The following is a 26,681-nucleotide window of genomic DNA, read 5'->3' as shown; positions in this document are numbered from 1 at the left end:
GTGGCGCACGTCTACGACGAGATCGACGAGAGCCTCTCCTCCTGGATCCACGAGCAGCCGATGTGGTTCGTCGCCACCGCGCCCCTCGCCGCGGACGGGCACGTCAACATGTCGCCGCGCGGCCACGACTCGTTCTCGATCCTGGGCCCGCGGCGCGTCGGCTGGGTCGACTACACGGGCAGCGGAGTCGAGACGATCGCGCACCTGCGCGAGAACGGGCGCGTGTGCCTGATGTTCGCGTCGTTCGGACCGCGTCCGCGCATCGTCCGCCTGCACGGCACCGGCTCCGTGCACCTGCCCGGTTCGGAGGTGTTCGCCGAGGTCGCGGAGCAGCACCCCGATCACCCGAGCACCCGCGCGGTCGTCACCGTCGAGCTCACCCGCATCAGCGACGCGTGCGGCTGGGGCGTGCCGGTGATGGAGCCGGTCGGCGAGCGCGACCTGCTCCTCCTCCAGGCCGAGAAGAAGGGCCCCGACGGCATGGACGAGTACCGCGCCACGCGGAACGCGGTCAGCATCGACGGGCTGCCGGGCTACCCGCTGGACTGAGCGGGCGGGAAGCGGCCGCAGCGCGGCGCGCACGAGCACGCCGACCAGCTCGAGCAGGGTCTCAGTGACCACGGCGAGCGGGTTCGACCCGGTGGGGCGGGAGTCGACGGAGATCCGGGTCTTCGTCATTCGTCAAGTCCTCGACCGCTGACCGCCGCTCAGCACGACCAGACGTGCATCACGGTCCGTCTCCCGTTCGGGTACCCCGGGTCGATCGACGTGTTCGTCGTCGGTGCGGGTCTGAAGCGGGCGCTCCTCGCGGGGACGATGACCGGCGGCCTCGTCGACAGGTACACCGCCGCCGTCTCAGGGAGATCGCACAGCGCGACGGGACCGGTTCGCGGAAGCACCCACGAGGACGCTTCGCATACGTCCCCAGGGGATGTACTCCTGGGACCAGTAGTCGGCCCGGATCTTCAGGAGGGGCCCCTCGACGGTGGAAGCCACCGAGATGGAGCGAGGGTCCCGGAGGGTTCCCGCGATGCGTGTCTGCGGGGTCCTCTCGAGCTCGCTCGACAACTGCTCGGGAGTGATTCGCGTCGGGAGGGACGACCGCGAGCAGCCGCCGGCATCCACCGGAGGCGCATTCGACGGTCCCGCTGACGAGCTCGCTCCCCTGTGGACGGTCGATGGCCGAGGCCGCCGACCGCGCTGGTGAGGCTCATCCATGGGTCGGGACGAGAGCGAGCTCCGGGGAGCTCCGGCCGATCCCAGGAGGGGCGGACGTGGAGCGCGACTGAGGCCTGCTCGATCGACGGTCGGATCGGACGGCGTCCCTACCATCGGCCCCGCAGAGATCCCCTGGACGATCCGCCCGCCGCTACCCCCGCTCGTCGACGGCCCGGATCGAGAACAGCTCCTGCGGGGTGCAGTCGAGCGCGTCGCAGATGAGCGTCAGCGTCGTGAAGCGGATCGCGCGGGCGCGGTTGTTCTTGAGGATGGAGAGGTTCGCCATCGTGATGCCGGTGCGGGCCGAGAGGGCGGTGAGGGTCACGCCGCGCTCGGCCAGCACTGCTCCGAGGTGGCAGTCGATCCGGTGCCTCTCGTCGTCGGCGGGCTCAGACAACGCCGTCGACGTCCCGTTCGAGCTTCGCGCCGGCGCGGAACGCCGCCGTCAGGGCGAGGGCCACCACTCCGGCGAGCAGGACGGGGACGGGCCACTGCGGCAGGTTCGTCCCGATGGCCTGGTAGTCGCCGCCGAGGAAGGCGTCGCGCTGCTCGTCGGTCACCCGGCCGGCGGCGAAGAGCAGGCCGATGCCGGAGCTGAGGTACAGGCCCGCCGCGGTGTCGGCGAGGCCCTGGGCCACTCCTCCGATCAGCAGGGCGAGGCTCAGACGGCGCCAGTTCGCGAGGACGAAGGGGTCGAACGGGCGCCCGGCCGCGATGCCGCGGAGGACCCGCAGAAGGAAGACGGTGGCGAGGACGATCGTGATCGCCTGGAGGAGGCTCGGCAGCGCACCGAGCAGGCGGAGGGAGAGGGCGGCGTCGGCGAGCGTGGGCGCGGTGCCCTCGCGCGGCTCGGCCTGCAGCAGCTGCGGGAGGCTCCGGAGCGGGAGGCGGCCGTCCGCTCCCCCGAAGACCAATAGGGTGCGCCCGGTGGTGACGGTCCAGGTCTGCAGGAGCGCAGTGAGCACGGAGAAGACCGCGACGATGAGCAGGACCGCCCGGGCCACCCGGAACACGCGCGGACGCTCCCGGACCGGTCCGCTGGGGATGACACTCGTCATGGCGTGCTCCTTATCGATCGTCGACGTTATCGAGTATCGATACTACGCACGCCGGTCCGGCGATGTCGACCCGCGGCGCCCGCCGACCACGGAGACGGCGGGAGGGGTGGTTGCCCGGGGCGAGGAGCCCGATCTAGCGTGGAGGGATGTCGGATGCGAGGGAGCGCGCCGCCCGGTACCGGGCCGGCGTCGCGGGCGAGGAGGAGGCGGAGCAGCCCGCCCTGCCGGAGGATCCGCTCGAGCGGGCCGCGTTCGTCGAGACGGCGATCCAGCTCGCGATCCGCCGCGGCGACTTCGACGACCTGCCGGGATCGGGGAAGCCGCTAGCGGACCTGGGCGCGGCCCACGACCCGGACTGGTGGATCCGCCGCAAGATCGAGCGCGAGAACCTCACCGGGATCGGCCCGGCCGCCTTCCTCCTCCGCGCCGAGGACCGCGCGCTCGACGAGCGCCTCGACCGCCTGCACCGCGAGGAGGAGGTGCGCGCCGAGCTCGCCGACTTCAACACGCGGGTGATCGAGGCGCGCCGCCAGCTGCTGGGCGGGCCGCCCGTCGTCACCCGGCTCCGGGACGTCGACGAGGAGGTCGCCGCCTGGTCGCAGCGGCGCGCCGATCGCGCCGCCGCGGCCGAGGCCCGGGCGGCCGCCGAGCCGGAGCGGTCCCGCCGCTGGTGGTCGCGGCGGCGCTGACGTCCCCGGAAACCGGACAGACCTGCCCCTCCCACTGGGGTCCCGCCCCGGGAAACCGGGCGGGAGCGCGCCTCCGAATCATGCGTGCACATCAAGTCGACCGGAGTCCGCATGCTCACCGCCACCACCCCCGCACGCCTCCCGAGGGCCCGCCCCTCGACCCTCGCCGCGCCGCCGCTCGCGCTGCTCGAACCCGACTCGGACCGGATGCTCGTCATCCGCGCCGCGGAGGGCGACGACCGCGCGTTCGCCACCATCGTCCGCCGCTACACCGGTCTGCTCCGCGCGACGGCCGCCCGCACCCTCCGCAGCAGCGCCGACGTCGACGACGTGGTGCAGGAGACGTTCCTCGCGGCGTGGACCCACGTGGACAGCGTGATCGACGGCGAGACCATCGCCGGCTGGCTCGTCACGACCGCGCGCCGCCGCAGCGTCGACCGGCTCCGCTCCAGCGTCTCGCGGCTGCGAGCCGAGCTGGACGACGAGTTCCCCGCCTCCGCCGCCGACGACCCGGAGCACGCCGCGCACTGCGGATCGCTCGCCGCCGACGCCAACCGGGTGCTCGCCGCGATGCCCCCGGCCCAGCGCCGCTGCTGGGAGCTTCGCCAGCTGGAGCAGTGCAGCTACGACGCGATCGCGCACGAGCTGGGCCTCACGACCTCGACCGTCCGCGGGCTGCTCGCCCGCGCCCGCGCGACCCTCCGCACGGAGCTCGCCCACTGGCGCTGATCCGCGCTGCGGATCTCGGCGCAGGCGACCGGGCGGGGGCCTTCAGCGCAGGAGAACCGGCCTCGCGCCGATCCGCACCCGGAACAGCGAGTACGGGTACGTCCGCAGATCCGTGCCGCCCTGGTAGTCGGCCTGGCGGTGCAGCTGGTTCGCGGTGACGTACAGGTGCTCGTCCGTCGCGATCGACATCGTGTCCGGCCAGAGCAGCCGCTCGTCGTGCACGATCGTCTCCATCGTGCCGTCGGTGCGACGGCGGACGATCGCGTTGTTCTCGTAGCTCGTGGCGTAGAAGCGGCCCAGCGCATCCGTCTCGAGGCCGTCCGCTCCCCCGCCCTTGTCGCCCTCGTCGACGACGGTCGCCGCGACGTCCTCGTCCGGCACCGACCGGTCGACCAGGGCCGCCGTCGCCACGCTGAACCAGCGGCGGGAGGCGAGCGGGCAGTACCAGAGGCGCTCGCCGTCGGCCGAGATCGCGATGCCGTCGGCGCCCATCGTCACCGGCTGAGGGTCGCCGTCGGCCGGGCGCTTCATCAGCACGCGGCCCTCGGCCATCGGCACGAGCTCCGGAGGAGTGAGCGCCTTCGTGCTCGGGTGGTCGTGCAGGCGGCGCCAGGCGGTCCCCGCCTCGAGGTCGACGACGATGATCCCGTTCGGGCCGGAGTCGGCCGAGTCGGTGATGTAGGCGATGCCGCGCCGCAGATCGAAGCGCACGTCGTTGAGGTAGGTGGTCGGCAGGGCGACGTCCGGCTCGAGGAGGATCACCTGCTCGACGGTGTCGGTCGCCAGGTCGACGCGGACGAGCTTGGGGCCGCCCTTCTTCGTCGGCTCGAACATCGGGCTGCCGGTGTCGAGGATCCAGAGCCGGTCGGCCGGATCGACGACGATGCTCTGCACCGAGACGAGGGCGCCGGCGTCGTCGATTCCCGACGGCGTGTTCCAGGCCTCGTCCGGGTAGGGCACCGCCGCTCCGTCGACCAGCTCCACGACCGTGGCCGGGACCTCGTCTCCCCACTTCGGGAAGTTCACGAAGATCCGCCCGGTGTGCGAGACGCTGACGCCGGTGGGCATCGGCCCGCTGGTGAAGGCGTGCACGAGCTCCAGCTCGCCGAGCGGCTCGTCGACCGGGCGCGTGCCGCGGGTCTCGTCGGTCGGTCCCCAGAATCCCATGGTGCTCTCGCTGTCCTCCCGCCGGCGCGGGCTCGTGGCGGTCTCGGTGCCGGTCGGGTGCGGAGTCGGTGCCCGCCGCGACCGGTGCTCCTCATCCTGCGCGCCGGCGCCGGTCGGCGGGGAGGAGGTGGCGGAGGAGGCGGCGAGCGCCTAGCATCCGGCCGCCGCCGGCGACCCGAGAGCCGCGACCGAGGAGGCGGAGGAGGGCCGGCCCGCGTCCGACTTCGGCACGGCCTTCACGAAGGGGCTCAGCATCGGGACTCGGCAGTGCCCGGTGAAGCGGGTCGCCTCGGCGGCCGCTCCCGCCGCCCGCAGTGCACCGCCCTCGACCCTCGCGCTCACCCGCTGGTCGGCGGGTCGACGGACCACTGATCCGCCGGCCGTCCGCTTCCGGACATGACCGCTAGAGGGCGTTGCCACTGCGGCCGCTCACCTGCCACGGTCGCAGAGCGACCGACGACGGTCCACCGATCAGAAGGACCGAGGCCCGCTCATGGACGACTCCTCTTCGACCGAGACCAGCACGAGCGAGATGACGCCCGAGGTGCTGGCCGCGTTCAGCGACGCCTGGACCCGCCACGACCTCGAAGCGCTGATGAGCCACATGACCGACGACTGCGTCTACGGCGCGTCCGTCGGCCCCGAGCCCGGCCGCACCTGGACGGGGAAGGAGCAGGTCCGCGAGGGATTCGCGCTCATGCTCGCCTTCGACACCGGACAGGAGCGGCACGAGGAGGGGGCTCCCCTCATCGCCGGGACGCGCGGCGCGGCCACCTGGTCCTTCACCGGGACCGGCCCCGACGGCCGACCCCAGGTCACGCGGGGCTGCGACATCTACGAGTTCCGCGGCGGGAGGATCGCCCGCAAGGACGCGTTCCGGAAGGTCTACCGGGCGGACGAGGAGTAGTCCGCGCCGGCCTCCCTCGCGCAGCGGAGCCGGAGCGGCGTCCTCGTACCGGGTGGCCCCGCGCCTGCCCGCGGAGCTGATCGCATGGCTGGCCACGTCGGCGGGCAGCTGGGTCGTCGGGCAGGTGCTCACGACCGACGGCGGGTTCAGCCTGTGACCGGAGCGGCGGCGCAGCGGCTCCGGACCTAGTCGGAGGCGACGGCCCGCACGATGGTGCGGGCGACCTCGAGCACCTCGCGCTCGTGGCTCAGGTGCACCTCGTGCACCGCTCCGGGCCAGGACAGCAGCGGCGCGTCCAGGGCGGCGGCGACGCGCCGATGCGCGCGATGCAGGGAGGACCCGGGCCTGCGGTCCGCGGTCACCACGGCCGCGGGGACCGCGGGCAGCTGAGACTCGTCGAAGCCCCGCGCCACCTGCTCCAGACCGGCGGCGGCGGAGGCGAGCCCCGGCAGGTCGACGTCCGCCATCGCGAGAGCGGCCGCGCGCGCGGCCGGGCTCATCGCGTGGCGCCTCGCCGACCGGGCGGCGCTCGTGCGCAGCAGCGCGGACAGCGCCCGATCGAGCCCCGGCAGTCTCGAGAGCGCCGCCGTCGCCCGGGCCGTCCGCTCCACCTGACGCGCCAGTGCCGTGTCGTTGACAGGCGTCGGGTCGAGGAGCACCAGTCCCGCGACGTCCTCGGGATGATCGCGAGCGAGCAGCATCGCGACGGCACCGCCGAGGCTCTGGCCGATCACGACGACGGGATCTGTCCCGAGGCCGGCCAGCACGACGTGGACGGCGTCTGCGGCGTCGGTGAGTCCGCCGGCGACCTCCGACCCCGCTGTGCCCGGTCTGTCGTAGAGGACCACCCGGCAGCCCGGATCGACGATCAGGCCCTCGACCAGCCCGGGGAAGAACCCGTCGACCGCCTCGCCCCCGCCCGGCAGGAGGAGCACGGCCTGCCCGGACTCACCCCGCACCTGCAGCATCCGGCGAGCCTAGCCGGGGAGCCGTCCGGCGACGACGACCGGCGGGGCCGGGCCCGGGGATGATGGGCGCATGGGAACTCGTGGGGCCGGAGTGCTGTGGGTGGTGAGCGCGCTCGCCTACGTGGGAGCGGAGGCGGTCGCCGCGTCCGCGTTCCCGGGCTACAGCTATGCACGGAACTACATCAGCGATCTCGGCGTGCCCGAGGTGGGCGTGTTCCAGGGGCGCGCGATCGACTCGCCGCTGCACGCGGTGATGAACGCCGGATTCCTCCTGCAGGGGGCGCTCTACCTCGCCGCCGCCGTCACGACCGTGCGGGCGGCGCGGGGCGGATCGCGGGGGCTGTTCCTCTCCCTCGCCGTGGTCTACGCCGTGGGCATCGCCGTGGTGGGCCTCGTGCACGGGAGCAGCGCCAGTGCGCAGAACGGGATCGGCGGCCTGCACGTGGTCGGCGCCGCGATGGCGATCGTCGGCGGCAACGCGGCCTCGATCGTCGCCGGTGCCGCGGCCCGGCGCGGCCGCGCCCCGTGGGCGCTCGAGACGGTCGGGATCGTGCTCGGTGCGGCCGGCCTGCTCGCGCTGCTGATGCTGCAGGTCGACACCCGCGTGCCCGGCGTCGACCTGCTGCCCGACGGCGTCTGGGAGCGCGCCTCCGTCTACGCCGTCACGGCCTGGCAGCTCGCCACCGGCCTGCGGCTGCTCCGACAGCCGGAGGTGCCGCGGCAGCCGCGGCCTCCTCAGACCGCGGGCGGCGGCGCGCAGGTGCGCAGCGCCGTGCACCGGCTCTTCCAGCTCGGGATCCGGATCCCGGAGGCCCTCTCGGTCGTCGTGTTCGACGACAATCCGTGGAGCGAGCTGGTCACCCCGCCGCTCAGCGTCGTCCGCCAGCCGATCGACATGCTCGCCCGTCACAGCGTCGAGCTCGTCCTCGCCCGCATGCAGGGCCGCCTCCCCGAGGCCCCGCAGCACATCGAGGTGCAGGCCGACCTCGTCATCCGCTCCAGCTGCGCCGCACCCCCGCGGCGCTGATCCTCTCCCCCTCCGAAAGGCACGCCATGTCCGATCCCGTCGTCGTCACCGCGATCTTCACTCCCGCCGAGGGGCAGCGCGACGCGCTCGTCGCCGCCCTCTCCACCGCCATCGCGGAGGTGCACGAGGAGGAGGGCTGCGAGCTCTACGCGATCCACGACTCGCCCGACGGCACCATCGTGATGCTGGAGAAGTGGACGAGCGGCGACCTGCTCGACGCGCACGGCGCCGGCGAGCCGGTCGTCCGCCTCAACGCGGCGATCCGCGGACTCGTCGCCCACCCGCCCGTCGTGACGCGGCTCGTCCCGATCCCGGCCGGCACCTCGCAGCAGGGCGAGCTCTAGCACCCGGGGGCGGGGCCGCTCCGGATCCGGATCGCGCCTCCCGCCGGAAACGCGCGCGAAACAGCGGAGGCCTACGGTCGGGAGCGACCCCGCCGCCCCGGCCGCTCCCTGGAGGATCCGCATGCCCCGCCCCGCCTTCCCCGCCCCGCCCAGCGCCGAGCTGCACATCCACCTCGAGGGCACGATCGAGCCCGAGCACATCGTCGAGATGGCGCGCCGCAACGGGGTCGCCCTGCCCACCGAGGATCTCGACGCCCTCCGCGCGCGGTACTCCTTCACCGACCTCGCGTCGTTCCTGGAGCTGCACTACTCGAACCTCACCGTGCTGAAGACGGAGCGGGACTTCTTCGAGCTCGCGACCGGCTACCTCGACCGGGCGCAGAAGGCGAACGTCCGCCGCGCCGAGATCTTCTTCGACCCGCAGACGCACCTCGGCAACGGCGTCGCGCTCGACACCGTGATGAGCGGGATCACCCGTGCGCTCGGCCGGAGCGAGGAGACCCACGGGATCTCGACGGACCTGATCATGTGCTTCCTCCGCGACCTGGGCGCCGACGCGGCCGACGAGATGCTGACGGCGATCCTCCCCTGGCGCGAGCACATCATCGGCGTCGGGCTCGACTCGAACGAGGTGGGCTTCGGCCCGGAGCTGTTCGTCGACGTCTACGCGCGCGCCGCGGCGGAGGGACTGCGCCTGGTCGCGCACGCCGGCGAGGAGGGCGGGCCCGAGACGGTCGCGGCCACCGTCGAGCTGCTGAAGGTCGAGCGGATCGACCACGGGATCCGCGCGATGGAGGACCCGGAGGTGGTCGCGATGCTCCGCGAGCGCCGCATCCCGGTGACGGTGTGCCCGCTGTCGAACGTGGCCCTGCGCGCGGTGGACACGATGGCCGACCACCCGCTGCCCGCGATGCTCCGCGAGGGACTCGTCGTGACGGTCTCGAGCGACGATCCGCCCTACTTCGGCGGCTACGTGGATGAGAACTACCGCGCCCTGGTCGAGGAGCTGGGGATGGACGACGCGCAGCTCGAGCAGCTGGCGCTCAACTCCTTCGACGCGGCGTTCATCACGGAGGAGGACCGCGAGCGCTGGCAGGCGGAGGTGCGCGAGCACTTCGCGCGGTGAGCGCGCCACTGCCCGGAGAACGATCGTTCCCACCCCGTCTCCGGGCACTGCACTCTGGTTCTGCGGGCGCACGCCTCCGCGCCCGCCCTACGCTGGCCGGATGACCCGATCCGACGGCACGCGATGAGCTGGGTGCTCCTCGCCGGCGCGATCCTCACCGAGGTGACGGCGTCGCTCGCCCTCCAGGCCGCCATCGAGTCGCCGGGCTGGTACGCCCTCGTGGTGGCGGGCTACCTGGCGGCGTTCGTCCTCCTCAGCCGGGTGCTCAAGGCCGGCATGCCGATCGGAGTCGCGTACGGCGTGTGGGGCGCGTGCGGCGTCGCGCTGACGGCGGTCCTCGCGGCCGTGCTCTTCGGTCAGCCCTGACGGGCGTGATGACGATCGGGCTGGTGCTGATCATCGCGGGCGTGCTGATGGTCGAGATCGGCTCGCAGCGAGCGCAGGCCGCGCGCCGGGCGGTGCGCTGATGGCCTGGCTGCTGCTCTCGGGCGCGATCCTCACCGAGGTCGCCGCGACGATGAGCCTCAAGCCCGCGACGGACGGCCGGAAGCGCTGGTACGTCGTGGTCGGAGTCGGCTACGTCGTCGCGTTCACGCTGCTGGCCGGGGCGCTCGCGCAGGGCATGCCGATCGGGGTGGCCTACGGGATCTGGGCGGCGGTCGGAGTCGCGCTGACCGCGGTGCTCGGGCGCTGGCTGTTCCAGGACCCCCTGACCTGGACGATGCTCGGCGGGATCGGCCTGATCATCGCCGGCGTGCTGCTGGTGGAGCTCGGGCACTGACCGGCCGGCTGTCGTCGCAGCGGGAGTCTCTCCCGCTCAGCGGCCGTCGCGGCGGGAGCGCGCCTCCTCAGCCGTCGTCGCGGCGGTAGCGCGACGGAGTCACCGGTTGTCGCGGCGGTACCGCGCCTCGCGGCCGGCGATGTGGAGGCCGAGCCCGGTGACCGCGACCGCGAAGGCGACCAGCACGCCGATGAACGCGATCTCGTCGCCCGCTCCAACCGCCACGGCCGCGGCGGCGAGCCCGATCAGCGCGAGGGCGATCACCACGGCGCCGACGGTCTCGAGAGGGCTCCAGGCGGTCATGACTCCAGCGTGCGCGCGGAGCGGCGCGCGGGCAAGGGGCGGCAGGCGAACAGGACACGACGTCCCGCCGACCGCGGAGGTCCGCGCGGGTCCCAGCACACGACCCGTCCGCCCGGACGTCGGCCGTCGGGTGCTGCGGATCGCGGAGCTCGTCCGAGGCGGTCCGCGGTGCGAGCCCGCTCCGTCCGTCCCCGCCCCCCAGTCCCGGCCCCGCGACGTCGTCGGCATCGTCGGCCTCGTCCTCGCGATCGTCCTCGTCCTCGCGCAGATCGGGCGGACCGCGCTCACCACGGCCATCCCGGTCCTCGCGTTCCAGGGCGGCTTCGACACCACGCAGATCGGGGCGCTCTTCGCCGCCCTCGGGGTCACGATGCTCGTGCTCGCGACGGCGACCGCGATCGTCGGCGTCATCGGCGTCGCGCGGAAGGACCGCGCCCGGCTGCTCTCGGCCGTCACGCTCGGCGTCGGCGCGAGCGTCGCGATCGTCGAGCTGGGAGCGCTCGTCGTCCCGCCCCTGGTCGGCCTCTCGCTCCAGTACTGACGAGGCCCGCCGGAGCGGATCCCTCCGCCCGCCCTCGCAGCATCCGCACGGCGCCGCGTCAGTTACCCGCGCTCCGCTGCGCCGCGACGGCCCTGCCGGCTCCCCGGCGATGCGCCAGGATGGGGGCATGACGACACGCGTGGACGGCCTCTTCGTCTACCCGGTGAAGGGCCTGACCCCGCAGCCGCTCCCCCGCGTCGAGCTCACCGCCGGCCGCGGCGTCCCCTTCGACCGCACGATCGCCCTCGCCCGCCCCGGCGGCGCCTACCGGCCCGGCATGCGGCACGGCATCTCCAAGCGCGAGTACTTCGTGCTCGTCGCCGAGGCGCGCCTCGCCGGCCTGACCACGCACCTCGACCCCGACAGCGGAGTGCTCACCGTCGACGTCCGCGGCCACCGGGTCCTCTCCGCCGACCTCGGCGCGGAGGACGGCCGGGCCGCACTGCGCTCCTTCGCCGCCCGCGTGCTCGACCTGCCGCCCGGCGTCGAGCCCGTGATCGCCCAGGACGCGGGGCGCCGCTACACCGACACGGCCCACAACTCCGATGTCGAGATGGAGTACGTCTCGCTGATCAACCTGGCGAGTGTCCGCGACCTCGCCGAGCGCACCGGCCGGAGCGTCGATCCGCTGCGGTTCCGCGGGAACATCCATCTCGAGGGGCTGCCGGCGTGGAGCGAGCTCGAGCAGCTCGGGTGCGAGCTCAGCGCGGGCGGGCTGCGGCTGCGGATCACGAAGGCCACCGAGCGGTGCGCCGCGACCGAGGTCGAGCCGGGCACCGGTCGGCGCGACCTGCCCGTCCCGCGCCTGCTGCACGAGACCTACGGCCACGAGCTCCTCGGCGTCTACGCGGAGGTCCTCGACGGCGGCACGCTCGGCGTGGGCGACGAGCTGGTGCTCCGTGGCTGAGCTGCGGCTCGTGGTGGCCGAGCGCGAGGCGCTCACCCCGGCCGTCACCCGCTTCGTGCTGCGGAGCGAGGACGGCGCCCCGCTGCCCGGCTACTCCGCCGGCGCGCACCTCACGCTCACGACCCCCTCCGGCGAGCGCCGCAGCTACAGCCTCATCGAGCCGGGATCCGCGGAGCCGTCGCACTACGCGATCGCGGTGCGCCGCGAGCCCGGGGGTCGGGGCGGATCGCGGAGCCTCCACGACGACGTCCGCGTCGGCGATGTCCTCTCCTCCGCGCCGCCCGCGAACACCTTCGCCCTCCGGCCCGCCGCCCGCTACCTCCTGATCGCCGGCGGGATCGGGGTCACCCCGATCCGCGCGATGGCCGCCGAGCTCCGGGCGCAGGGATCGGCCGTGCAGGTCGTCTACCTCAGCCGCACCCCCGAGGACACCGCGTGGCTCGACGAGTTCTCCGCCGACGGCTCCCTCGTGCACCACAGTGCGATCCACGGCCGGCTCGACCTCTGGCCGCTCGTCGCCGAGCCCGACGACGACACCCGGATCTACTGCTGCGGTCCGTCCGCGCTGATCGACGAGGTCCTCGCCCTCACGATGCACTGGCGCCCGAGCCGGATCCACGTCGAGGACTTCGCGGGCGTCGACGCCGTCGGCGACCGAGCCGTCCCCTTCGCCGCCGTCTGGGAGCCGACCGGAGCCGTCGTGGAGGTCCCGGCCGACCGCTCGCTCCTCACCGCGCTCCGCTCCTCCGGGATCGACGTCGACTCCTCCTGCGAGTCGGGCACGTGCGGCACCTGCCGCCTGCGCCTCGTCGGCGGGACGGCGGAGCACCGCGACCTGGTGCTGACCCCCGAGGAGCAGGACCGCTGGATCATGCCGTGCGTCTCGCGCTCCGCCGGCGGCGAGCTGGTCGTCGCCCCGGAATGACGGAGCGACGGGGCCGGTCCCCACGCACGCCGGCCGACACGCGTCGGCCGTCGTGTGACGCCGCGTGACGGGCGCCCGGCGCCCGGTCCCCCGCATGCCTAGGCTCCCGGACGGGGGCCACGACCGTCACGACCGAAGGACTTCCGATGACCAGCACCTCCGTCCGCACCCAGCTCGACCAGTTCACCGTCGGCTTCGACGAGACGGTCGGCCCCGAGCTCGCCGCCGTCTTCTCCGGCGAGCGCGACGGCCTCGTCGCCGCCGGCGCCCCGAGCGGAGCCGTCACCGCCGGCGACGCGCTCCCCGCCGCCTCCGTCGTGACCGTCGACGGCGACACCGTCGACCTCGCGGACGTCCTCGGCGCGGGCCCGGCCGTCCTCGTCTTCTACCGCGGAGCCTGGTGCCCGTACTGCAACATCACGCTCAAGCACTACAACGAGACCCTCGCCCCCGAGCTCGCGTCGCGCGGAGTCGCCCTCGTCGCGATCAGCCCGCAGACCCCCGACGGGTCGCGCGCGGCGGTCGCGAACGGCGACCTGGGCTTCACCGTCGTCTCTGACCCCGGCAACACGCTCGCGAGCGCTCTCGGCATCGTCACCGCCCCCAGCGGCGAGGCGCAGGAGGCGCACACCGCGCTCGGCTTCGCCGTGAAGGACAGCAACGCCGACGACACCCCGGCCGTCCCGTACCCGACCGTCCTGGTCGTCGACGTCGACCGGATCGTCCGCACGGCGGCCGTGCACGTCGACTACACGACGCGCACGGAGACCGAGGAGATCCTCGCCGCTGTCGACGCGCTCTGACGCCTCCGCTCGCACCCTGAGCACGCGCGGCGGTCGAGCGCACCCCCTCGCCCGCCGCGCCGCCGCTCCCTAGGCTCGACCCGTGACAGCGGAGACGGACGTGCTCGTGGTCGGCGGCGGTCCGGTCGGACTCCTGCTCGGCGCGCTCCTGGCGCGGGCCGGAGTGGACGTGCAGGTGTGGGAGCGGCGCTCCTCGGTGCCGCGCGGCTCGCGGGCGATCGGCATCCATCCGCCGTCGCTCGACGCGTTCGCCGCAGTCGGCGCCGATGCTCCCGTGCTGGCCGAGGCCACCCGGGTCCGCGAGGGCGTCGCGCGCAGCCGGGGCCGCACCCTCGGCACGCTCTCGTTCGCGCGCGCCTCCGCGACGCACCCCTACGTCGTCACCCTCGACCAGCACCGCACCGAGGCGATCCTCCGCGAGCGCCTCGAGGCGGCGGCCCCGGACGCGCTGCGCCCCGGGGTCGCGCTGACCGGCCTGCTCCGTCGGGGCTCGACCGTCGAGGCGACCGGCACCGGACCGGGCGGCGAGCCGGTCTCCGTCCGCGCCGCCTTCGTCGTGGGAGCCGACGGCGCCCGCAGCACCGTCCGCGACCTGCTCGGGATCCGCACCACCGGCCGCGACTACCCGGACCTCTACGTGATGGGCGACTTCGCCGACCCCGAGCCCGGCGGTCTCACCGGCACCGCGCTGGTCGACGTCGGCCCGGCCGGAGTGGTGGAGTCCTTCCCGCTCCCGGGCGGTCGGCGCCGGTACGTCGCCCTGAGCGGCCCCGACCGCTCCCTCGGCGCCCCCGCCTGGCGGCCCGAGGAGGCCCCCGACCAGGAGGCCGCGCGCGCCCTGGCCGCCGCTGTCCGCGACCGGACGGGCGCCGACGCCGACCCGGAGACCTGCACGATGCTCAGCGGCTTCCAGGTGCGGCGCCGCGAGGCCGAGCGGATGGGCGTCGGCCGCGTCGTGCTCATCGGCGACGCCGCGCACGAGATCAGTCCGATCGGCGGGCAGGGCATGAACCTCGGCTGGCTCGACGCCGCCGAGCTCGCCCCGCTCCTGGCCGGTGCCGTGCGCCGCGGCGAGGCCGGCCCCTGGCCCGGCTTCGCCCGGCGGCGCACCACCGCGGCCCGGCGCGCGGCGCGGCAGGCGGAGGCGAACATGGCCCTCGGACGCCCGCTCGGCTCGCTCGCGCACCGCGGCCGCGAGGCGTTCCTCTGCACCGCCCTCGCCCTGCCGACCTCGGACCTGCTCGCCCGCGTCTACGCGATGCGCTGGTCCTGAGGGCGGCCGGTCAGCCGATGAGCCGCGCGCCCGCCAGCCCGAGCTCGACCACCAGCACGAGCGAGGCCGCGATCACCAGCCGGAACAGGGTGCGCGTGGGCGGGCCGGTCAGCACCAGGCGGATGCCCGCCGCGGCGAGCACGACCACCGCGAGGGTCCCGATCACCGCGAGCACCACGCCCGTCCCGCGCACCGGCTGGTCGCCGACGAGCTGTCCGACGAGCACGAGCAGCGCGGCCACCACCAGCGACCCGAAGGCGACGACTCCGGAGAGCCGCAGGCCGAGGCGGTGCGGGAAGCCGCGGACCCCGGTGGCCTCGTCGTCGACCAGGTCGGGGAGCACGTTCGTGCAGTGGATCGCGACGCCGAACACGGCGCCGGTCGCGATCGCCCACCAGGCGGGGACCCGGCCGTCGCCCGCCGCCACCGCCACCACCGGCAGCAGCCCGAAGGCGACCACGAAGGGAGCGACCGACCAGACCGTGCGCTTGAGCCCCGCGTCGTAGGCCCAGCCCGCGGCGACCAGCACCAGGTGCGCGACCGCGGCGACCGGTCCGAGCAGCAGCGAGAGCACCACGGCGGCCGCCGCCGTCCCCAGTGCGGCGGCGCGGACGGCGCCCACGCCGATCAGCCCCTGCGCGACCGGCTTGTCGGTGCGCCCCACCGCGCGGTCGCGATCGGCGTCGATCCAGTCGTTCGCGAGCCCGATCGAGAGCTGCCCGAGCAGCACGGCGAGCGCCACCAGCACGACCTGCCCGAGCGGATGCCCGGACGCCGCCGCGATCACGGTCGCCAGCACGGTGACCGTCACGGTCGGCCCGGGGTGCGACGAGGCCAGGAGGAGTCGCACCCGGGACGTCATCCCGCCAGCCTACGGTCGCGACGGCACAGCGGGGCGCCGGTCGCGCTCCCCGCCCCGGAGCGGGATCCAGCGTGGTCCGAGCGCGGCGCCCTCATCAGCCCGCGACGGGAATGGCCCGGGATGGGGCAGGGTTGCACCACCCGGCATCCCGACTCAGGAAGAAGGCCTCGTGGACCTCGTGCACTGGCTGTTCGACGCGCAGATCGTCATCGGCGAGCAGACCGTCCTCTGGCGGGAGGTCATCGGCAACGTCTTCGGGCTCCTCAGCGCCCTCGGCGGGATGCGGCGGAAGGTCTGGGCCTGGCCCGTCGGCCTCATCGGCAACGTGCTGCTGTTCACGGTCTTCATGGGCGCCCTGTTCGGCACTCCCAACCCCGTCAACCTGCTCGGCCAGGCCGGGCGGCAGGTGATGTTCATCCTGGTCAGCGTCTACGGCTGGTACCGGTGGACCCACCGCCCCGACGACGCCGCCACCTTGATCGAGCCGCGCTGGGCGTCGTGGCGCACCCGCGGCCTGCTGGTGCTCGGGATGGTCGGCGGCACCGCGGTGCTGACGCCCGTGTTCCGCGCGCTCGGCTCCTACGAGCCGGTCTGGAGCGACGCGTGGATCTTCGTCGGCTCCGTCCTCGCCACCTACGGCATGGCGAAGGGCTGGACCGAGTTCTGGCTCATCTGGGTGGCCGTCGACCTGGTCGGCGTGCCGCTGCTGTTCTCGGCCGGCTACTACGCGTCGGGGCTGATGTACGTCTTCTACGGCGCATTCACCCTGGTCGGCTTCTTCGTCTGGATGCGGCAGGGCACCCGTCCGTCCGCCGCTCCGATCACGGTCGGCTAGCTCTAGCAGCCCGCCGCCGCCGGCGGAAGTGGCCGTGCGGGAGGCGCTGTCGGTGGTCCACTGGGAGCGGAGGCGCCCGCCTCCCCACCAGGAACGGACGCCATGCTCTCCCTCGTCTACTCCAGCCGCACCTCCGCCGGCTTCACGGACGCCGACCTCCCCGCGCTGCTCGCCCAGTGTCGCGCGAACAACGAGCGTCTCGGCCTGACCGGCATGCTCCTGCACCGCGACGGCCGGTTCCTCCAGGTGCTCGAGGGGCCGGACGCGGTCCTGCGCGAGCGGATGGCCGTCATCGCCGCCGACGAGCGCCACGCGCAGCTGCGCACCCTCCTCGAGGAGCCGATCCGGGAGAGGCTGTTCCCGGAGTGGTCGATGGCGTTCGAGTCCGCCGCCGACGCCGAGGCCGCCGGGCTCCGCACCTCCTTCGACGACCTCGACGACGCCGAGGCCGAGAGCGCGACGCTCCCGGCCCTGCGCGAGCTCATCCGCTTCTTCCGCGAGCGGAGCTAGGCGGAGCTGGGCGGAGCGACCCGGGACGCCGGGATCGCGGCCGGTCCGCCGCCGGGAGTCGACGCCCGTCACTCCTCCGCCGAGGGAGGAGCGAGCCGGTCGAGCCGCGCCAGGAGCGGGGCGAAGCCGTCGCCGAGCAGGGCGCTCAGCGGCTCGCCGAACCAGAACCGCCAGACGGCGTCGAGCTCCTCGCCGGTGATCCGTCCTCGGCGCAGGAGGATGCTCGCGATCGGGGCCGCCTCAGACGCGTACTCGTCGCGGGGAGCGCCGTCCTCGCGACCCGGCTCGAGTCCGTACGGATCGACCCCGTCGAGCTCCCGCAGGACGGCCGCCACCATCGCGTCACGGCGTTCCGCGGTCGCGCCGTCCTAATCCGTCGGTGCTCGGCGCTTCATCGCGAGAAGGTAGCCAGCCCACTCCTCGTCGTCCATTCGTCGTCTCCGATCTCTCTGGATGCCGCGCCTTCTCGAGGCCTTTCTCACTTTTCGGCGCCGGCTTGTCGAGGCACGGGGGAACCGCCTCTCCGACGGCTTGTCTTCCCCCCGCGAGAAAGGCGCGGACGCCTTCCCGCGTCAGCCCCGAGGCGACGGCGAGCCGGTGCTCTCCGGCCCCGAGTCGGGCGGCTCCGCGCAGCGCCGCGGCCCTTTCTCCGCCCTCGCCGGAAGTCCCCCTCCGGAATGCCGTGAATTCCGCGGACACCCGATCGAGAGCGTCGACGACATCGCCGGACACGCTGTCCGGCGGCTCGCCGAGATCGATGCGCCAGCCTCTCCCCGACTTCTCGTCGCTGTCGTTCACACGCGGGAAAGTACCCCGGACCGCAGGGTGGCGCCTGTGATCGCCCGACGCCGTCGCGCCCCAGGGATCCGTCGTCGACGTCCGAGCGCACACGCCTCCCGGTCCGGAGAGGACGGCCTTCGAGGACTGTCCCGCGGACCTCGTCGCCGTGCTCCGCTCCGATGCGGCCTTCGCCTCGGCCGAGGTCTTCGACGGCTGACCCGACCGCGTCGACCACCCGCTGCGACGACCGCGGGGCGGAGGCGCGGATCGCGTCGTTCCGGCGCGCCCGCACCAGCGGTGCCGGAACGTCCGGCCGATCCGGGAGCGGCACCCGTCCGAGCCGTCGAGGTTCCGTCGGTGTGCAGGGCCCCGCGCCGAGGGACGTAAAGTGTGCTCACACGCGCCCGCGGACGGGCGAGCCGCCCGTGAGGGCGCCCCGGTCCTGCGTCGGAGGCGCCGATCACAGAGAGCCGCGGTGCCCGATGCCGGAAGACAAGCCCGCGTCGCGGGCGCCGAGCATCTACGACGTCGCCCGCGCGGCCGGCGTCTCGCACCAGACCGTCTCCCGGGTCCTGAACGACCACCCGAGCCTCCGCGCCGAGACGAAGAAGCGCGTGCTCGAGGTCATGGCCGAGCTCGACTACCGCCCCAACCTCGCCGCGCGGGCACTGGTCACCAGCCGCACCCGCACCGTCGGCGTGCTGTCCTCGCAGAGCCTGCAGTACGGTCCGGCCTCCAGCATCCAGGCCATCGAGGTGGCGGCGCGCGACGCGGGCTACCTCGTGGTCACGGCCAACGTCGACGGCACCGACGGCGCGTCGATCCAGGCCGGGATCCGGCATCTGCTCAACCAGGCGGTCGAGGGCCTCGTGGTCGTCGCCCCGCAGATCCGCGTCTTCGACATCCTGTCCGGAGTCGCGCTGCGCATCCCGCACGTGACGCTGCAGACGAGCGAGGACGACCGCGACGACGCGCTCTACGTCGACCAGATGGCCGGCGCCCGCATCGCCACCGGGCACCTGATCGACCTCGGGCACACCGAGATCGTGCACCTCGCCGGCCCGCAGGACTGGATCGAGGCCGAGGCGCGGATGCGCGGCTACCTCACCGAGCTCGACCACCGCTCGATCCCGCTGCGCCCGCCTCTGCTCGGCGACTGGAGCGCCGAGCGCGGCCACCGCGTGGGCCTCGAGCTCTCGCGCTTCCTCGACTTCACCGCGGTGTTCGCGGGGAACGACCAGATGGCGCTCGGACTGATGAGCGCGTTCCACGAGCGCGGGGTCCGCGTGCCGGAGGACGTCAGCGTCATCGGCTTCGACGACATCCCCGAGGCGGCGTTCTACTGGCCGCCGCTGACCAGCGTCCGCCAGGACTTCGTGGAGCTCGGACGCCGGTGCGTGGCCGCGCTGCTCAGCCTGATCGAGGGCGACCGGCCGGAGAAGGCGGCGCCGATCGCTCCGCAGCTGGTCGTCCGCGGATCCACGGCCGTCCCCCGGAGCGCGAGCGTCACCGCCTCGCGCTGACCGGCGGCCGCGACGCCCTCGCGCCGCGACCGCCCGGGATCACTCGCCGTGAGCGGCGATCGACACGTCGTTCCAGCGCTTCCAGGTCTCGAGGCGCGACTCGTAGTCCGCCGTCGCGATGCCCAGCGGCGCGCGCCCGAAGAAGATCCGCAGCGGCGGCTCGTCCGCGTCCACGACCGCGAGGATCCCGAGGCGCGAGGCCCGCGGGTCGCCCTGCTGAGCGGCGGAGGGGCGTCGGCTCGCTGCCTCCCGGACCTCGTCGTACGCGGCGATCGGCTCGCTGCGCGACGCGGAGGGACCGGACCAGTCGGTCGAGTACCCGCCGGGCTCGACGAGGGTCACGTGGATCCCGAAGCCGGCGACCTCGGCGGCCAGCGACTGGGTGAAGCCCTCGAGCGCCCACTTCGACGCGTGGTACGCGCCGATCGAGGGGAACGCGCTGATGCCGCCGATGCTCGACACCTGGACGATGTGGCCCGAGCCCTGCTCGCGGAGGATCGGCAGCGCGGCCTGGGTGACCCAGAGGGCGCCGAAGACGTTGGTCTCGAGCTGCGCGCGGACCTCCTCCTCGGTGAGCTCCTCGATCATGCCGAAGTGCCCGTAGCCGGCGTTGTTGATCACGACGTCCAGTCGGCCGAACCGGTCGGCCGCGGCCTGCACGGCGGCGAAGCCGGCCTCGCGGTCGGTCACGTCGAGGGTCAGCGGGAGGAACGTGTCCGGGTACTCCTCGACGAGGGCGTCGAGGGTCTCGATCCGGCGGGCGGTCCCGGCGACCGAGTCGCCGCGCTCGAGCGCCGCCTCGGCCCACTCGCGGCCGAAGCCCTTCGAGGCGCCGGTGATGAACCAGGTCTTCGTCATGGTGTGCGTCCTTTCGACAGTGCTGGACGCAACGCCGACGGCTCCGGCTTCCTTCCGGGGCCGGGGACCCTTGACAGCACCGCTCCGAGAGCGGACGACGCGCCGCGGGTGTCCCGTTACCGAGTCGAGACGTGCGCGTTGACACGAACGGCGCCGTCGGGTCTAGCATGACGCAATGTGATCGCTCACATGGCATCACATCTCCGCCCCGATCCCGAGGGCGGCCCTGCATCCACTGCATTCAATGACGAAGGAATCACAGTGACCACAATGAAGCGCGCTCTCATCGCCGGCATCGCCGGCGGAGCGATGATCCTCTCCCTCGCCGCCTGCTCCTCCGGAACCGGTGGCGGCTCGGGCTCGGGATCCGGCGACGGCGGCCTCGTCGGCGTCGCGATGCCGACCAAGTCGTCCGAGCGCTGGATCGCTGACGGCAACAACGTCAAGTCGCAGCTCGAGGAGGCCGGCTACCAGGTCGACCTTCAGTACGCCGAGGACGACATCCCCACCCAGGTCTCGCAGCTCGAGAACATGATCACCAAGGGCGCCAAGGCCCTGATCGTCGCCTCGATCGACGGCACCACCCTCACGAGCGTGCTCGAGGAGGCCAAGGCCAACGACATCCCCGTCATCGCCTACGACCGCCTCATCCGCGACTCCGAGAACGTGGACTACTACGCCACGTTCGACAACTACAAGGTGGGCGTCCAGCAGGCCACCTCGCTCCTCGCGGGCCTCGGTCTCACCGACCTCACCGGCGCGAAGGCCGCCGACGCCCCTGCCGGCCCGTTCAACGTCGAGCTGTTCGCCGGCAGCCCCGACGACAACAACGCCACGTTCTTCTTCAACGGCGCGATGGACACCCTCCAGCCGTACATCGACGACAAGACGCTCGTCGTGAAGTCCGGCGAGACCGACTTCAACACCGTCGCCACGCTCCGCTGGGACGGCGAGGTCGCCCAGAGCCGCATGGAGGACATCCTCACCAAGACGTACTCCGACGGCTCCAAGGTCCAGGGCGTCCTCTCGCCCTACGACGGCCTCAGCCGCGGCATCATCTCGGCTCTGACCGACGCCGGCTACACCGTCGGCTCCGACTTCCCGATCATCACCGGTCAGGACGCCGAGCTCGACTCCGTCAAGGCGATCATCGCCGGCGAGCAGTACGCGACCATCTACAAGGACACCCGCGAGCTCGCCAAGGAGGCCGTGAAGATGGCCCAGGCCGTGCTCGAGGGCACCGAGCCCGAGGTCAACGACACCGACACCTACGACAACGGCAAGAAGGTCGTCCCGTCCTTCCTGCTCGAGCCGGTCATCGTCACCAAGGACCAGATCCAGTCCGTCCTCGTCGACGGCGGCTACTACACCGACGCGGAAGTGAACGGCTAGTCCTCTCTCCTCACCCGAGAAGGAACACCCCGGGAGGGCGCCCACCGGGCGCCCTCCCCCACTACGAAGGAAGGGAGGCGGCGTGACCTCGAACATCCTCGAGATGCGCGGCATCACCAAGACGTTCCCGGGCGTGAAGGCGCTCCAGGACGTCACGCTCAACGCACAGCGCGGCGAAGTCCACGCGATCTGCGGGGAGAACGGCGCCGGCAAGTCGACGCTGATGAAGGTCCTGTCGGGCGTCTACCCGCACGGGACCTACGAGGGCGACATCGTCTTCGAGGACGAGGTGATGCAGTTCGCCAGCATCCGCGACTCGGAGGCGAAGGGCATCGTCATCATCCACCAGGAGCTGGCCCTCAGCCCCTACCTCTCCATCGCGGAGAACATCTTCCTCGGCAACGAGGTGCGCGGCTTCGGCGGCCTGATCGACTGGTACAAGACCAACCAGGAGGCGGCGGCGCTGCTGGCTCGCGTGGGTCTGCGCGAGAACCCGACCACCAAGATCATGGAGATCGGAGTCGGCAAGCAGCAGCTCGTCGAGATCGCGAAGGCGCTCTCCAAGCGGGTCAAGCTGCTCATCCTCGACGAGCCCACCGCGGCCCTGAACGACGAGGACTCGGACCACCTGCTCGACCTGATCCTGCACCTCAAGGAGCAGGGCATCACGTCGATCATCATCAGCCACAAGCTGAACGAGATCAAGAAGATCGCGGACACCGTCACGGTCATCCGCGACGGCAAGACCATCGAGACGATCGCTCACGACGACGTCACCGAGGACCGCATCATCAAGGACATGGTCGGCCGCGACCTCGACCACCGCTACCCGGACCACACGCCGCACATCGGCGAGGAGATCCTGCGCGTGGTCGACTGGACGGCCCACCACCCCCAGGACCCGACCCGCGTCATGGTGGACAAGGTCAACCTGACGGTGCACCGCGGCGAGATCGTCGGCATCGCCGGGCTCATGGGCGCCGGGCGCACCGAGTTCGCGATGAGCCTCTTCGGCCGCTCCTACGGCAGCCGCATCTCCGGCCAGGTCTTCAAGGCCGGCAAGGAGATCAAGATCCGCAACGTCTCGGAGGCGATCGCCCACGGGCTCGCCTACGCGACCGAGGACCGCAAGCACTACGGCCTCAACCTCATCGACGACATCAAGCGGAACATCTCGCTCGCGTCGCTCGACAAGGTCGCCCGCGGCGGACTCGTCGACGACAACCGCGAGTTCGAGGTCGCCAACGAGTACCGCGGCAGCATGAACATCAAGTCGCCGACCGTGCTCGCCAAGACCGGGAAGCTCTCCGGCGGCAACCAGCAGAAGGTCGTCCTGTCGAAGTGGATCTACTCCGACCCGGACGTCCTCATCCTCGACGAGCCCACCCGCGGCATCGACGTGGGTGCGAAGTACGAGATCTACACCATCATCAACCGGCTCGCGGCGCAGGGTAAGGGGATCATCGTCATCTCCTCCGAGCTGCCGGAGCTGCTCGGCATCTGCGACCGCGTCTACGCGCTGTCGGAGGGCCGGATCACGGGCGAGCTGCCCATCGCCGAGGCGACGCCCGAGGCGGTCCTCACCCTCATGACCCAGGAGAAGCAACGATGACCGATCTGCAGAACGAACCGTCCACCGCGGCCGGTGCGCAGGTGAAGCCCACCGAGAACGCCTTCACGAAGCGCCTCAGCCACGTGCTGGGCGACCTCGGCAAGAACGGCATCTTCATCGCCCTCATCGTGGTGGTGCTGCTGTTCGAGGTGATGACCGGCGGAATCCTCCTCCGCCCCCAGAACATCTCGAACCTGATCGTCCAGAACGGCTACATCCTGATCCTCGCCATCGGCATGGTGATGGTCATCGTGGCCGGGCACATCGACCTCTCGGTCGGCTCGGTCGCGGCGTTCGTCGGAGCGATCTCGGGCGTCTTCGCGGTCAACATGGGTCTCCCGTGGTGGCTGTCGATCGTCCTCTCCCTCCTCATCGGCGCCCTGGTCGGAGCGTGGCAGGGCTTCTGGATCGCGTACGTCGGGATCCCGGCGTTCATCGTGACCCTGGCGGGCATGCTGATCTTCCGCGGCCTGGCGCTCGTCGTCCTCGGCAACGCGAACATCGGCTCCTTCCCGACCGAGTACCGCGCGCTGGGCAACGGCTTCCTCACCGACCTGTTCGGCGAGACCGACCTCGACCCGCTGTCGCTCGTCATCGGCGCGCTCGCGATCGTCGCCTTCGCCGTGCAGTCCGTGCGCACCCGCCGCGGCCGCCAGAAGTACGCGCAGAGCGTCGAGCCGGGCGCCTGGTTCGTCACCAAGCTCGTCCTCGTCTCCGTCGTGATCGCGGCCTTCTCCTTCGCGCTGGCCACCTTCAAGGGCATCCCGGTCACCCTGATCGTGCTCGCCGTGCTCGTCCTGATCTACGGCGTGGTCATGAACCGCTCCGTCTTCGGCCGTCACGTCTACGCGATCGGCGGCAACCTGCACGCCGCGGAGCTGTCCGGCATCAAGACCCGCAACGTCACCTTCTGGCTGTTCGTCAACATGGGCGTCCTCGCGGCGCTGGCCGGCCTCGTCTTCACCGCGCGACTCAACCTCGCCGGCCCGAAGGCGGGCGACGGCTTCGAGCTCGAGGCCATCTCGGCCGCCTTCATCGGCGGCGCGGCGGTCCAGGGCGGCGTCGGCACCATCGGCGGCGCGATCATCGGTGGCCTCATCATCGGCGTCCTGAACAACGGCATGTCGATCATGGGCATCGGCATCGAGTGGCAGCAGGCGGTCAAGGGCCTCGTGCTCCTGCTCGCGGTCGCCTTCGACGTCTACAACAAGCGCCGCTCGGGCGGACGCTAGGCCCTGCGGTCGTGCCCGACTGGTCGCGGTTCCTGCCGCTGAGCACCGGGCCCTCGGTCGACGAGACGGGCGTCAGCAACGACTGGCGCCCCCTCGTCGCCGAGAGGCTCGACCGCCTCGCCGTCCTGGCCGCCTCCCCCTCCACCACGGAGGGCGAGGCGGCCAGTGCCGTCTCCCGGGACGCCCTGCTCGGAGAGCTCGTCGTGCGGCTCTCGAGCAGCACCGGCCAGCGCCTCGCGACGCGGATGGGCGCCCGAGAGGCCTCCTCCCCTCCTCCTCCCGCCGAGATCGCCCCGGCCCTGGCCGCTCTCGCCTCCGCTCGCCGCGCGGGCGCGGGTCCCCGCTCGGTCGCCGAGCTGGTCGAGGTCGTCCGCGTCGAGCTCGCGCTCTCCCCCGAGCCGCTCGCCCTCTCCTCCCGCATCACCGGCGGGGTGGCCCTGGACCGCCTGCAGCGCGCGCCGCTCGCGATCCGCGCCGCCGTTCGCGGTCGCACCCTCGCTCCGACCGACGCGGAGTGGGAGCTCGGCTCCGGCCCCGCCCTGCGCGTGCCGGCCGACGCGATCCTCCGCTTCCTGCTCGGCCTCGGGCCCTTCCCCGCCGAGCCGACCGCCTAGGCGGCGCCGCCTCCTGCCCCCGGGCGGAGGCGGCGCCGCCCCGGTCGTAGCATCGGAGGATGACGCGCTCACTGCCGAGAAGCACCCCGTCCGCCCGCTCCGTCGACGCCGAGGGAGTGCTGGCCTTCGTCGGAGGGGTCGAGGCCGCTCCCGGCGTCGAGCTGCACGGGCTGATGGTCGTGCAGGGCGGCGACGTCGTCGCCGAGGGCTGGTGGGCGCCGTACTCGGCCGAGCGGCTGCACCTCTTCTACTCGCTGAGCAAGAGCTTCACCGCGACCGCCGTCGGCCTCGCGGTCGCCGAGGGCCTGGTCGACCTGGACGCCACCGTCCTCTCGTACTTCCCCGAGCTCGACGACGAGATCACCGACCCGCGCTCGCGTGCGATCCGCGTCCGCCACGTCCTCGCGATGGCGAGCGGCCACTCCGCCGAGACGATCGACCGTGCCGAGAAGACGGACCCGGCCGACCTGGTGCGCGGCTTCCTCCTCCTCCCGCCGGAGCAGGAGCCGGGCAGCGTCTTCGCCTACAACCAGCCCTGCACCTTCGCCGCCGCCGCGATCGTGCAGCGCGTGAGCGGGCAGTCGCTGACCGACTACCTGCGCCCGCGCCTGCTCGATCCGCTCGGCATCGGCGAGGTCGCCTGGCATCGCGACGACTCGGGGCGCGAGCTCGGCTACAGCGGGCTGCACGCCACCACCGAGGCGGCCGCTGCGCTCGGACTGCTGTACCTGCAGGAGGGGCGCTGGGGCGACCGGCGGATCCTCTCGCCGGAGTGGGTCGCCGAGGCGTCCAGCGCGCACGTCCCGACCCACGAGGACGGCGGACCGGACTGGCAGCAGGGCTACGGCTTCCAGTTCTGGCGGTCGCTGCACGGCTACCGCGCGGACGGCGCGTACGGGCAGTTCAGCCTGATCGTGCCCGAGCACGAGCTCGTGATCGCGCTGACCGGCCAGACCTCGGACACGCAGACGCTGCTCGCGCTCGCCTGGGAGCACCTGCTCCCCGCCGTCGGCCGAGAGTCCACGGCGGAGGCCGACGCCCGACTGGCCGACCGGCTGTCGGAGCTCGCCCTGCCCCCGCTCGGGGGCGCCTCCCCCGCGACCGGGAGCTACACGCCGGTGGGATCGTGGCCCGACGCCGTCGAGGTGACGGCCGACGAGGGCGGCTGGACGCTCGCGCTGATCGAGGGCGACGAGCCCTTCGCCGTGACGCCCGGCGCAGGAGCCTGGACCGTCGACGGGCCGTTCGCGGCGAGCGCCGGACCCTCGGGCGACGGCGTCCTGGTCGACATCGTGTTCTTCGAGACCCCGCACCGCCTGCACGTCGAGCTCGCTCCCGACCGCACCGCCTGCGTCCGCTGGGAGACGGAGCCGCTGCACGACGGCCCGCTCGCCGGGCTGCGCGCCCCGCGCTGACGGCAGGACCCGCTCCGCTCATCCGTCGCGAACGGCCCGTCCGCCCCTCGACGACGGGCCGTTCGCGACGGATCGAGAGGGGTCGCGCTCGGCCGTGCGGACCGCGCGCATCGGGCGGTGCACACCGGGGGTCGACGAGTCGAGGAGCGGAGTGGGCACGAGGGTCCTTCCTGGGTGGCGGCGCTCTGGCACAATCGTCGGAGCGCTGCTCCGGAACATTGCGGAGCGCTGCTCCGGAACGTGGTGGAGCTGCGCTCGGAGACATTACGGAGCGCCGCTCCG

30 protein-coding genes and 1 pseudogene are annotated in these 26,681 nt (G+C 72.9%); 22 read left to right on the top strand and 9 right to left on the bottom strand.

Translation table 11 applies throughout. The features are described 5' to 3' along the window. Window positions 1–549, top strand: coding sequence for a pyridoxamine 5'-phosphate oxidase family protein (locus tag C5C53_RS12385; protein ID WP_104224882.1), 549 nt, complete (start codon window positions 1–3; stop codon window positions 547–549). Between the two features lie 820 nt (window positions 550–1,369). On the opposite strand, the gene C5C53_RS12380 is transcribed toward C5C53_RS12385, so the two are convergent. After that, window positions 1,370–1,615, bottom strand: coding sequence for a helix-turn-helix transcriptional regulator (locus C5C53_RS12380; protein WP_104224883.1), 246 nt, complete (start codon window positions 1,613–1,615; stop codon window positions 1,370–1,372). Continuing rightward, the gene (locus C5C53_RS12375) at window positions 1,608–2,276 is read right to left on the bottom strand and encodes a hypothetical protein (protein WP_104224884.1); all 669 of its coding nucleotides are present in this window, start codon (window positions 2,274–2,276) and stop codon (window positions 1,608–1,610) included. The genes C5C53_RS12380 and C5C53_RS12375 overlap by 8 nt, the downstream gene beginning before the upstream one ends. Window positions 2,277–2,422: 146 nt before the next feature. Between C5C53_RS12375 and C5C53_RS12370 the strand changes: the two genes are divergently transcribed. Continuing rightward, window positions 2,423–2,965, top strand: a complete 543-nt coding sequence (locus tag C5C53_RS12370; RefSeq protein WP_104224885.1) for a DUF1992 domain-containing protein — start codon at window positions 2,423–2,425, stop codon at window positions 2,963–2,965. Between the two features lie 84 nt (window positions 2,966–3,049). Beyond that, on the top strand, window positions 3,050–3,694 hold the full coding sequence (locus tag C5C53_RS12365) for an RNA polymerase sigma factor (RefSeq protein ID WP_104263555.1): 645 nt from the start codon (window positions 3,050–3,052) through the stop codon (window positions 3,692–3,694). A gap of 42 nt (window positions 3,695–3,736) precedes the next feature. Here C5C53_RS12365 and C5C53_RS12360 read toward each other — a convergent pair whose 3' ends face one another. Both C5C53_RS12360 and C5C53_RS16815 read right to left on the bottom strand, forming a co-directional pair. Further along, the gene (locus tag C5C53_RS12360; protein WP_104224887.1) at window positions 3,737–4,861 is read right to left on the bottom strand and encodes an L-dopachrome tautomerase-related protein; all 1,125 of its coding nucleotides are present in this window, start codon (window positions 4,859–4,861) and stop codon (window positions 3,737–3,739) included. A 150-nt stretch (window positions 4,862–5,011) separates the two neighbouring features. After that, window positions 5,012–5,230, bottom strand: a complete 219-nt coding sequence (locus C5C53_RS16815) for a hypothetical protein (protein ID WP_146082288.1) — start codon at window positions 5,228–5,230, stop codon at window positions 5,012–5,014. Window positions 5,231–5,354: 124 nt separating this feature from the next. Between C5C53_RS16815 and C5C53_RS12355 the strand changes: the two genes are divergently transcribed. After that, window positions 5,355–5,768, top strand: a complete 414-nt coding sequence (locus C5C53_RS12355; RefSeq protein WP_208543359.1) for a nuclear transport factor 2 family protein — start codon at window positions 5,355–5,357, stop codon at window positions 5,766–5,768. 185 nt (window positions 5,769–5,953) lie between these two features. Here the strand turns inward: C5C53_RS12355 and C5C53_RS12345 are convergent, their stop codons facing one another. Next, the gene (locus C5C53_RS12345; protein WP_104267669.1) at window positions 5,954–6,736 is read right to left on the bottom strand and encodes an alpha/beta fold hydrolase; all 783 of its coding nucleotides are present in this window, start codon (window positions 6,734–6,736) and stop codon (window positions 5,954–5,956) included. A gap of 70 nt (window positions 6,737–6,806) precedes the next feature. On the opposite strand from C5C53_RS12345, the gene C5C53_RS12340 reads away from it, so the two are divergent. The 5 genes and pseudogenes from C5C53_RS12340 to C5C53_RS12320 all read left to right on the top strand — a co-directional run bounded on the left by C5C53_RS12340 (window position 6,807) and on the right by C5C53_RS12320 (window position 10,014). Continuing rightward, on the top strand, window positions 6,807–7,763 hold the full coding sequence (locus C5C53_RS12340; RefSeq protein WP_258075421.1) for a DUF998 domain-containing protein: 957 nt from the start codon (window positions 6,807–6,809) through the stop codon (window positions 7,761–7,763). A gap of 26 nt (window positions 7,764–7,789) precedes the next feature. After that, window positions 7,790–8,107, top strand: a complete 318-nt coding sequence (locus C5C53_RS12335; protein ID WP_104224889.1) for a putative quinol monooxygenase — start codon at window positions 7,790–7,792, stop codon at window positions 8,105–8,107. 121 nt (window positions 8,108–8,228) lie between these two features. Further along, on the top strand, window positions 8,229–9,233 hold the full coding sequence (locus tag C5C53_RS12330) for an adenosine deaminase (protein ID WP_104224890.1): 1,005 nt from the start codon (window positions 8,229–8,231) through the stop codon (window positions 9,231–9,233). Window positions 9,234–9,356: 123 nt separating this feature from the next. Continuing rightward, window positions 9,357–9,700 (top strand): annotated as a pseudogene (locus C5C53_RS12325) (DMT family transporter). Beyond that, complete coding sequence (locus C5C53_RS12320) at window positions 9,700–10,014, top strand: multidrug efflux SMR transporter (protein WP_104224891.1); 315 nt, start codon at window positions 9,700–9,702, stop codon at window positions 10,012–10,014. Before C5C53_RS12325 ends, C5C53_RS12320 begins: the two are co-directional and overlap by 1 nt. 99 nt (window positions 10,015–10,113) lie before the next feature. On the opposite strand, the gene C5C53_RS12315 is transcribed toward C5C53_RS12320, so the two are convergent. Continuing rightward, complete coding sequence (locus tag C5C53_RS12315; RefSeq protein WP_104224892.1) at window positions 10,114–10,317, bottom strand: hypothetical protein; 204 nt, start codon at window positions 10,315–10,317, stop codon at window positions 10,114–10,116. Between the two features lie 130 nt (window positions 10,318–10,447). On the opposite strand from C5C53_RS12315, the gene C5C53_RS12310 reads away from it, so the two are divergent. From C5C53_RS12310 to C5C53_RS12290, 5 genes are all read left to right on the top strand, one after another. Further along, the gene (locus C5C53_RS12310; RefSeq protein ID WP_104267668.1) at window positions 10,448–10,858 is read left to right on the top strand and encodes a hypothetical protein; all 411 of its coding nucleotides are present in this window, start codon (window positions 10,448–10,450) and stop codon (window positions 10,856–10,858) included. A gap of 127 nt (window positions 10,859–10,985) precedes the next feature. Continuing rightward, window positions 10,986–11,765 (top strand): MOSC domain-containing protein, encoded by a 780-nt coding sequence (locus C5C53_RS12305; RefSeq protein WP_181065567.1) that lies wholly within the window; start codon window positions 10,986–10,988, stop codon window positions 11,763–11,765. Further along, window positions 11,758–12,690, top strand: a complete 933-nt coding sequence (locus C5C53_RS12300; RefSeq protein WP_104224993.1) for a PDR/VanB family oxidoreductase — start codon at window positions 11,758–11,760, stop codon at window positions 12,688–12,690. The genes C5C53_RS12305 and C5C53_RS12300 overlap by 8 nt, the downstream gene beginning before the upstream one ends. Window positions 12,691–12,836: 146 nt before the next feature. Then, window positions 12,837–13,493, top strand: coding sequence for a peroxiredoxin-like family protein (locus C5C53_RS12295; RefSeq protein WP_104224992.1), 657 nt, complete (start codon window positions 12,837–12,839; stop codon window positions 13,491–13,493). An 82-nt stretch (window positions 13,494–13,575) separates the two neighbouring features. Next, window positions 13,576–14,766 carry an NAD(P)/FAD-dependent oxidoreductase gene (locus C5C53_RS12290; protein ID WP_104224991.1) on the top strand — a complete coding sequence of 397 codons (1,191 nt, stop codon included), beginning with the start codon at window positions 13,576–13,578 and terminating at the stop codon, window positions 14,764–14,766. 10 nt (window positions 14,767–14,776) lie between these two features. Here the strand turns inward: C5C53_RS12290 and C5C53_RS12285 are convergent, their stop codons facing one another. Continuing rightward, window positions 14,777–15,628 (bottom strand): UbiA family prenyltransferase, encoded by an 852-nt coding sequence (locus C5C53_RS12285; RefSeq protein ID WP_104224990.1) that lies wholly within the window; start codon window positions 15,626–15,628, stop codon window positions 14,777–14,779. Window positions 15,629–15,797: 169 nt separating this feature from the next. Between C5C53_RS12285 and pnuC the strand changes: the two genes are divergently transcribed. Together pnuC and C5C53_RS12275 are read left to right on the top strand one after the other, a co-directional pair. After that, window positions 15,798–16,463 carry a nicotinamide riboside transporter PnuC gene (gene pnuC / locus C5C53_RS12280; RefSeq protein ID WP_104224989.1) on the top strand — a complete coding sequence of 222 codons (666 nt, stop codon included), beginning with the start codon at window positions 15,798–15,800 and terminating at the stop codon, window positions 16,461–16,463. A gap of 102 nt (window positions 16,464–16,565) precedes the next feature. Further along, window positions 16,566–16,973, top strand: a complete 408-nt coding sequence (locus C5C53_RS12275) for a BLUF domain-containing protein (protein ID WP_104224988.1) — start codon at window positions 16,566–16,568, stop codon at window positions 16,971–16,973. 68 nt (window positions 16,974–17,041) lie between these two features. Here the strand turns inward: C5C53_RS12275 and C5C53_RS12270 are convergent, their stop codons facing one another. After that, window positions 17,042–17,311 (bottom strand): hypothetical protein, encoded by a 270-nt coding sequence (locus tag C5C53_RS12270; RefSeq protein WP_104224987.1) that lies wholly within the window; start codon window positions 17,309–17,311, stop codon window positions 17,042–17,044. A 924-nt stretch (window positions 17,312–18,235) separates the two neighbouring features. On the opposite strand from C5C53_RS12270, the gene C5C53_RS12265 reads away from it, so the two are divergent. Next, window positions 18,236–19,276: a LacI family DNA-binding transcriptional regulator gene (locus tag C5C53_RS12265; RefSeq protein ID WP_104224986.1), complete on the top strand. Its 1,041-nt coding sequence runs from the start codon at window positions 18,236–18,238 to the stop codon at window positions 19,274–19,276. Window positions 19,277–19,315: 39 nt separating this feature from the next. On the opposite strand, the gene C5C53_RS12260 is transcribed toward C5C53_RS12265, so the two are convergent. Then, a complete protein-coding gene (locus tag C5C53_RS12260; RefSeq protein WP_104224985.1) occupies window positions 19,316–20,134 on the bottom strand; it encodes an SDR family oxidoreductase in 819 nt (272 codons plus the stop codon). A gap of 270 nt (window positions 20,135–20,404) precedes the next feature. Between C5C53_RS12260 and chvE the strand changes: the two genes are divergently transcribed. The 5 genes from chvE (at window position 20,405) to C5C53_RS12235 (ending at window position 26,399) form a co-directional block, all read left to right on the top strand. Continuing rightward, window positions 20,405–21,526: a multiple monosaccharide ABC transporter substrate-binding protein gene (gene chvE / locus C5C53_RS12255; RefSeq protein WP_104224984.1), complete on the top strand. Its 1,122-nt coding sequence runs from the start codon at window positions 20,405–20,407 to the stop codon at window positions 21,524–21,526. Between the two features lie 82 nt (window positions 21,527–21,608). Continuing rightward, a complete protein-coding gene (gene mmsA, locus C5C53_RS12250; protein WP_104267667.1) occupies window positions 21,609–23,138 on the top strand; it encodes a multiple monosaccharide ABC transporter ATP-binding protein in 1,530 nt (509 codons plus the stop codon). Further along, a complete protein-coding gene (gene mmsB / locus C5C53_RS12245; RefSeq protein ID WP_104224982.1) occupies window positions 23,135–24,370 on the top strand; it encodes a multiple monosaccharide ABC transporter permease in 1,236 nt (411 codons plus the stop codon). Before mmsA ends, mmsB begins: the two co-directional genes overlap by 4 nt. 11 nt (window positions 24,371–24,381) lie before the next feature. Next, a complete protein-coding gene (locus tag C5C53_RS12240; protein ID WP_104224981.1) occupies window positions 24,382–24,984 on the top strand; it encodes a hypothetical protein in 603 nt (200 codons plus the stop codon). A 59-nt stretch (window positions 24,985–25,043) separates the two neighbouring features. After that, window positions 25,044–26,399: a serine hydrolase gene (locus C5C53_RS12235; RefSeq protein ID WP_104224980.1), complete on the top strand. Its 1,356-nt coding sequence runs from the start codon at window positions 25,044–25,046 to the stop codon at window positions 26,397–26,399. Window positions 26,400–26,681 lie beyond the last annotated feature (282 nt).

This window comes from Rathayibacter sp. AY1E3 (assembly GCF_002932235.1).
Classification (GTDB): domain Bacteria; phylum Actinomycetota; class Actinomycetes; order Actinomycetales; family Microbacteriaceae; genus Rathayibacter.
The sequence above is the reverse complement of the archived record's forward strand: the minus strand, read 5'-3'. Positions and strand labels throughout refer to the sequence as shown.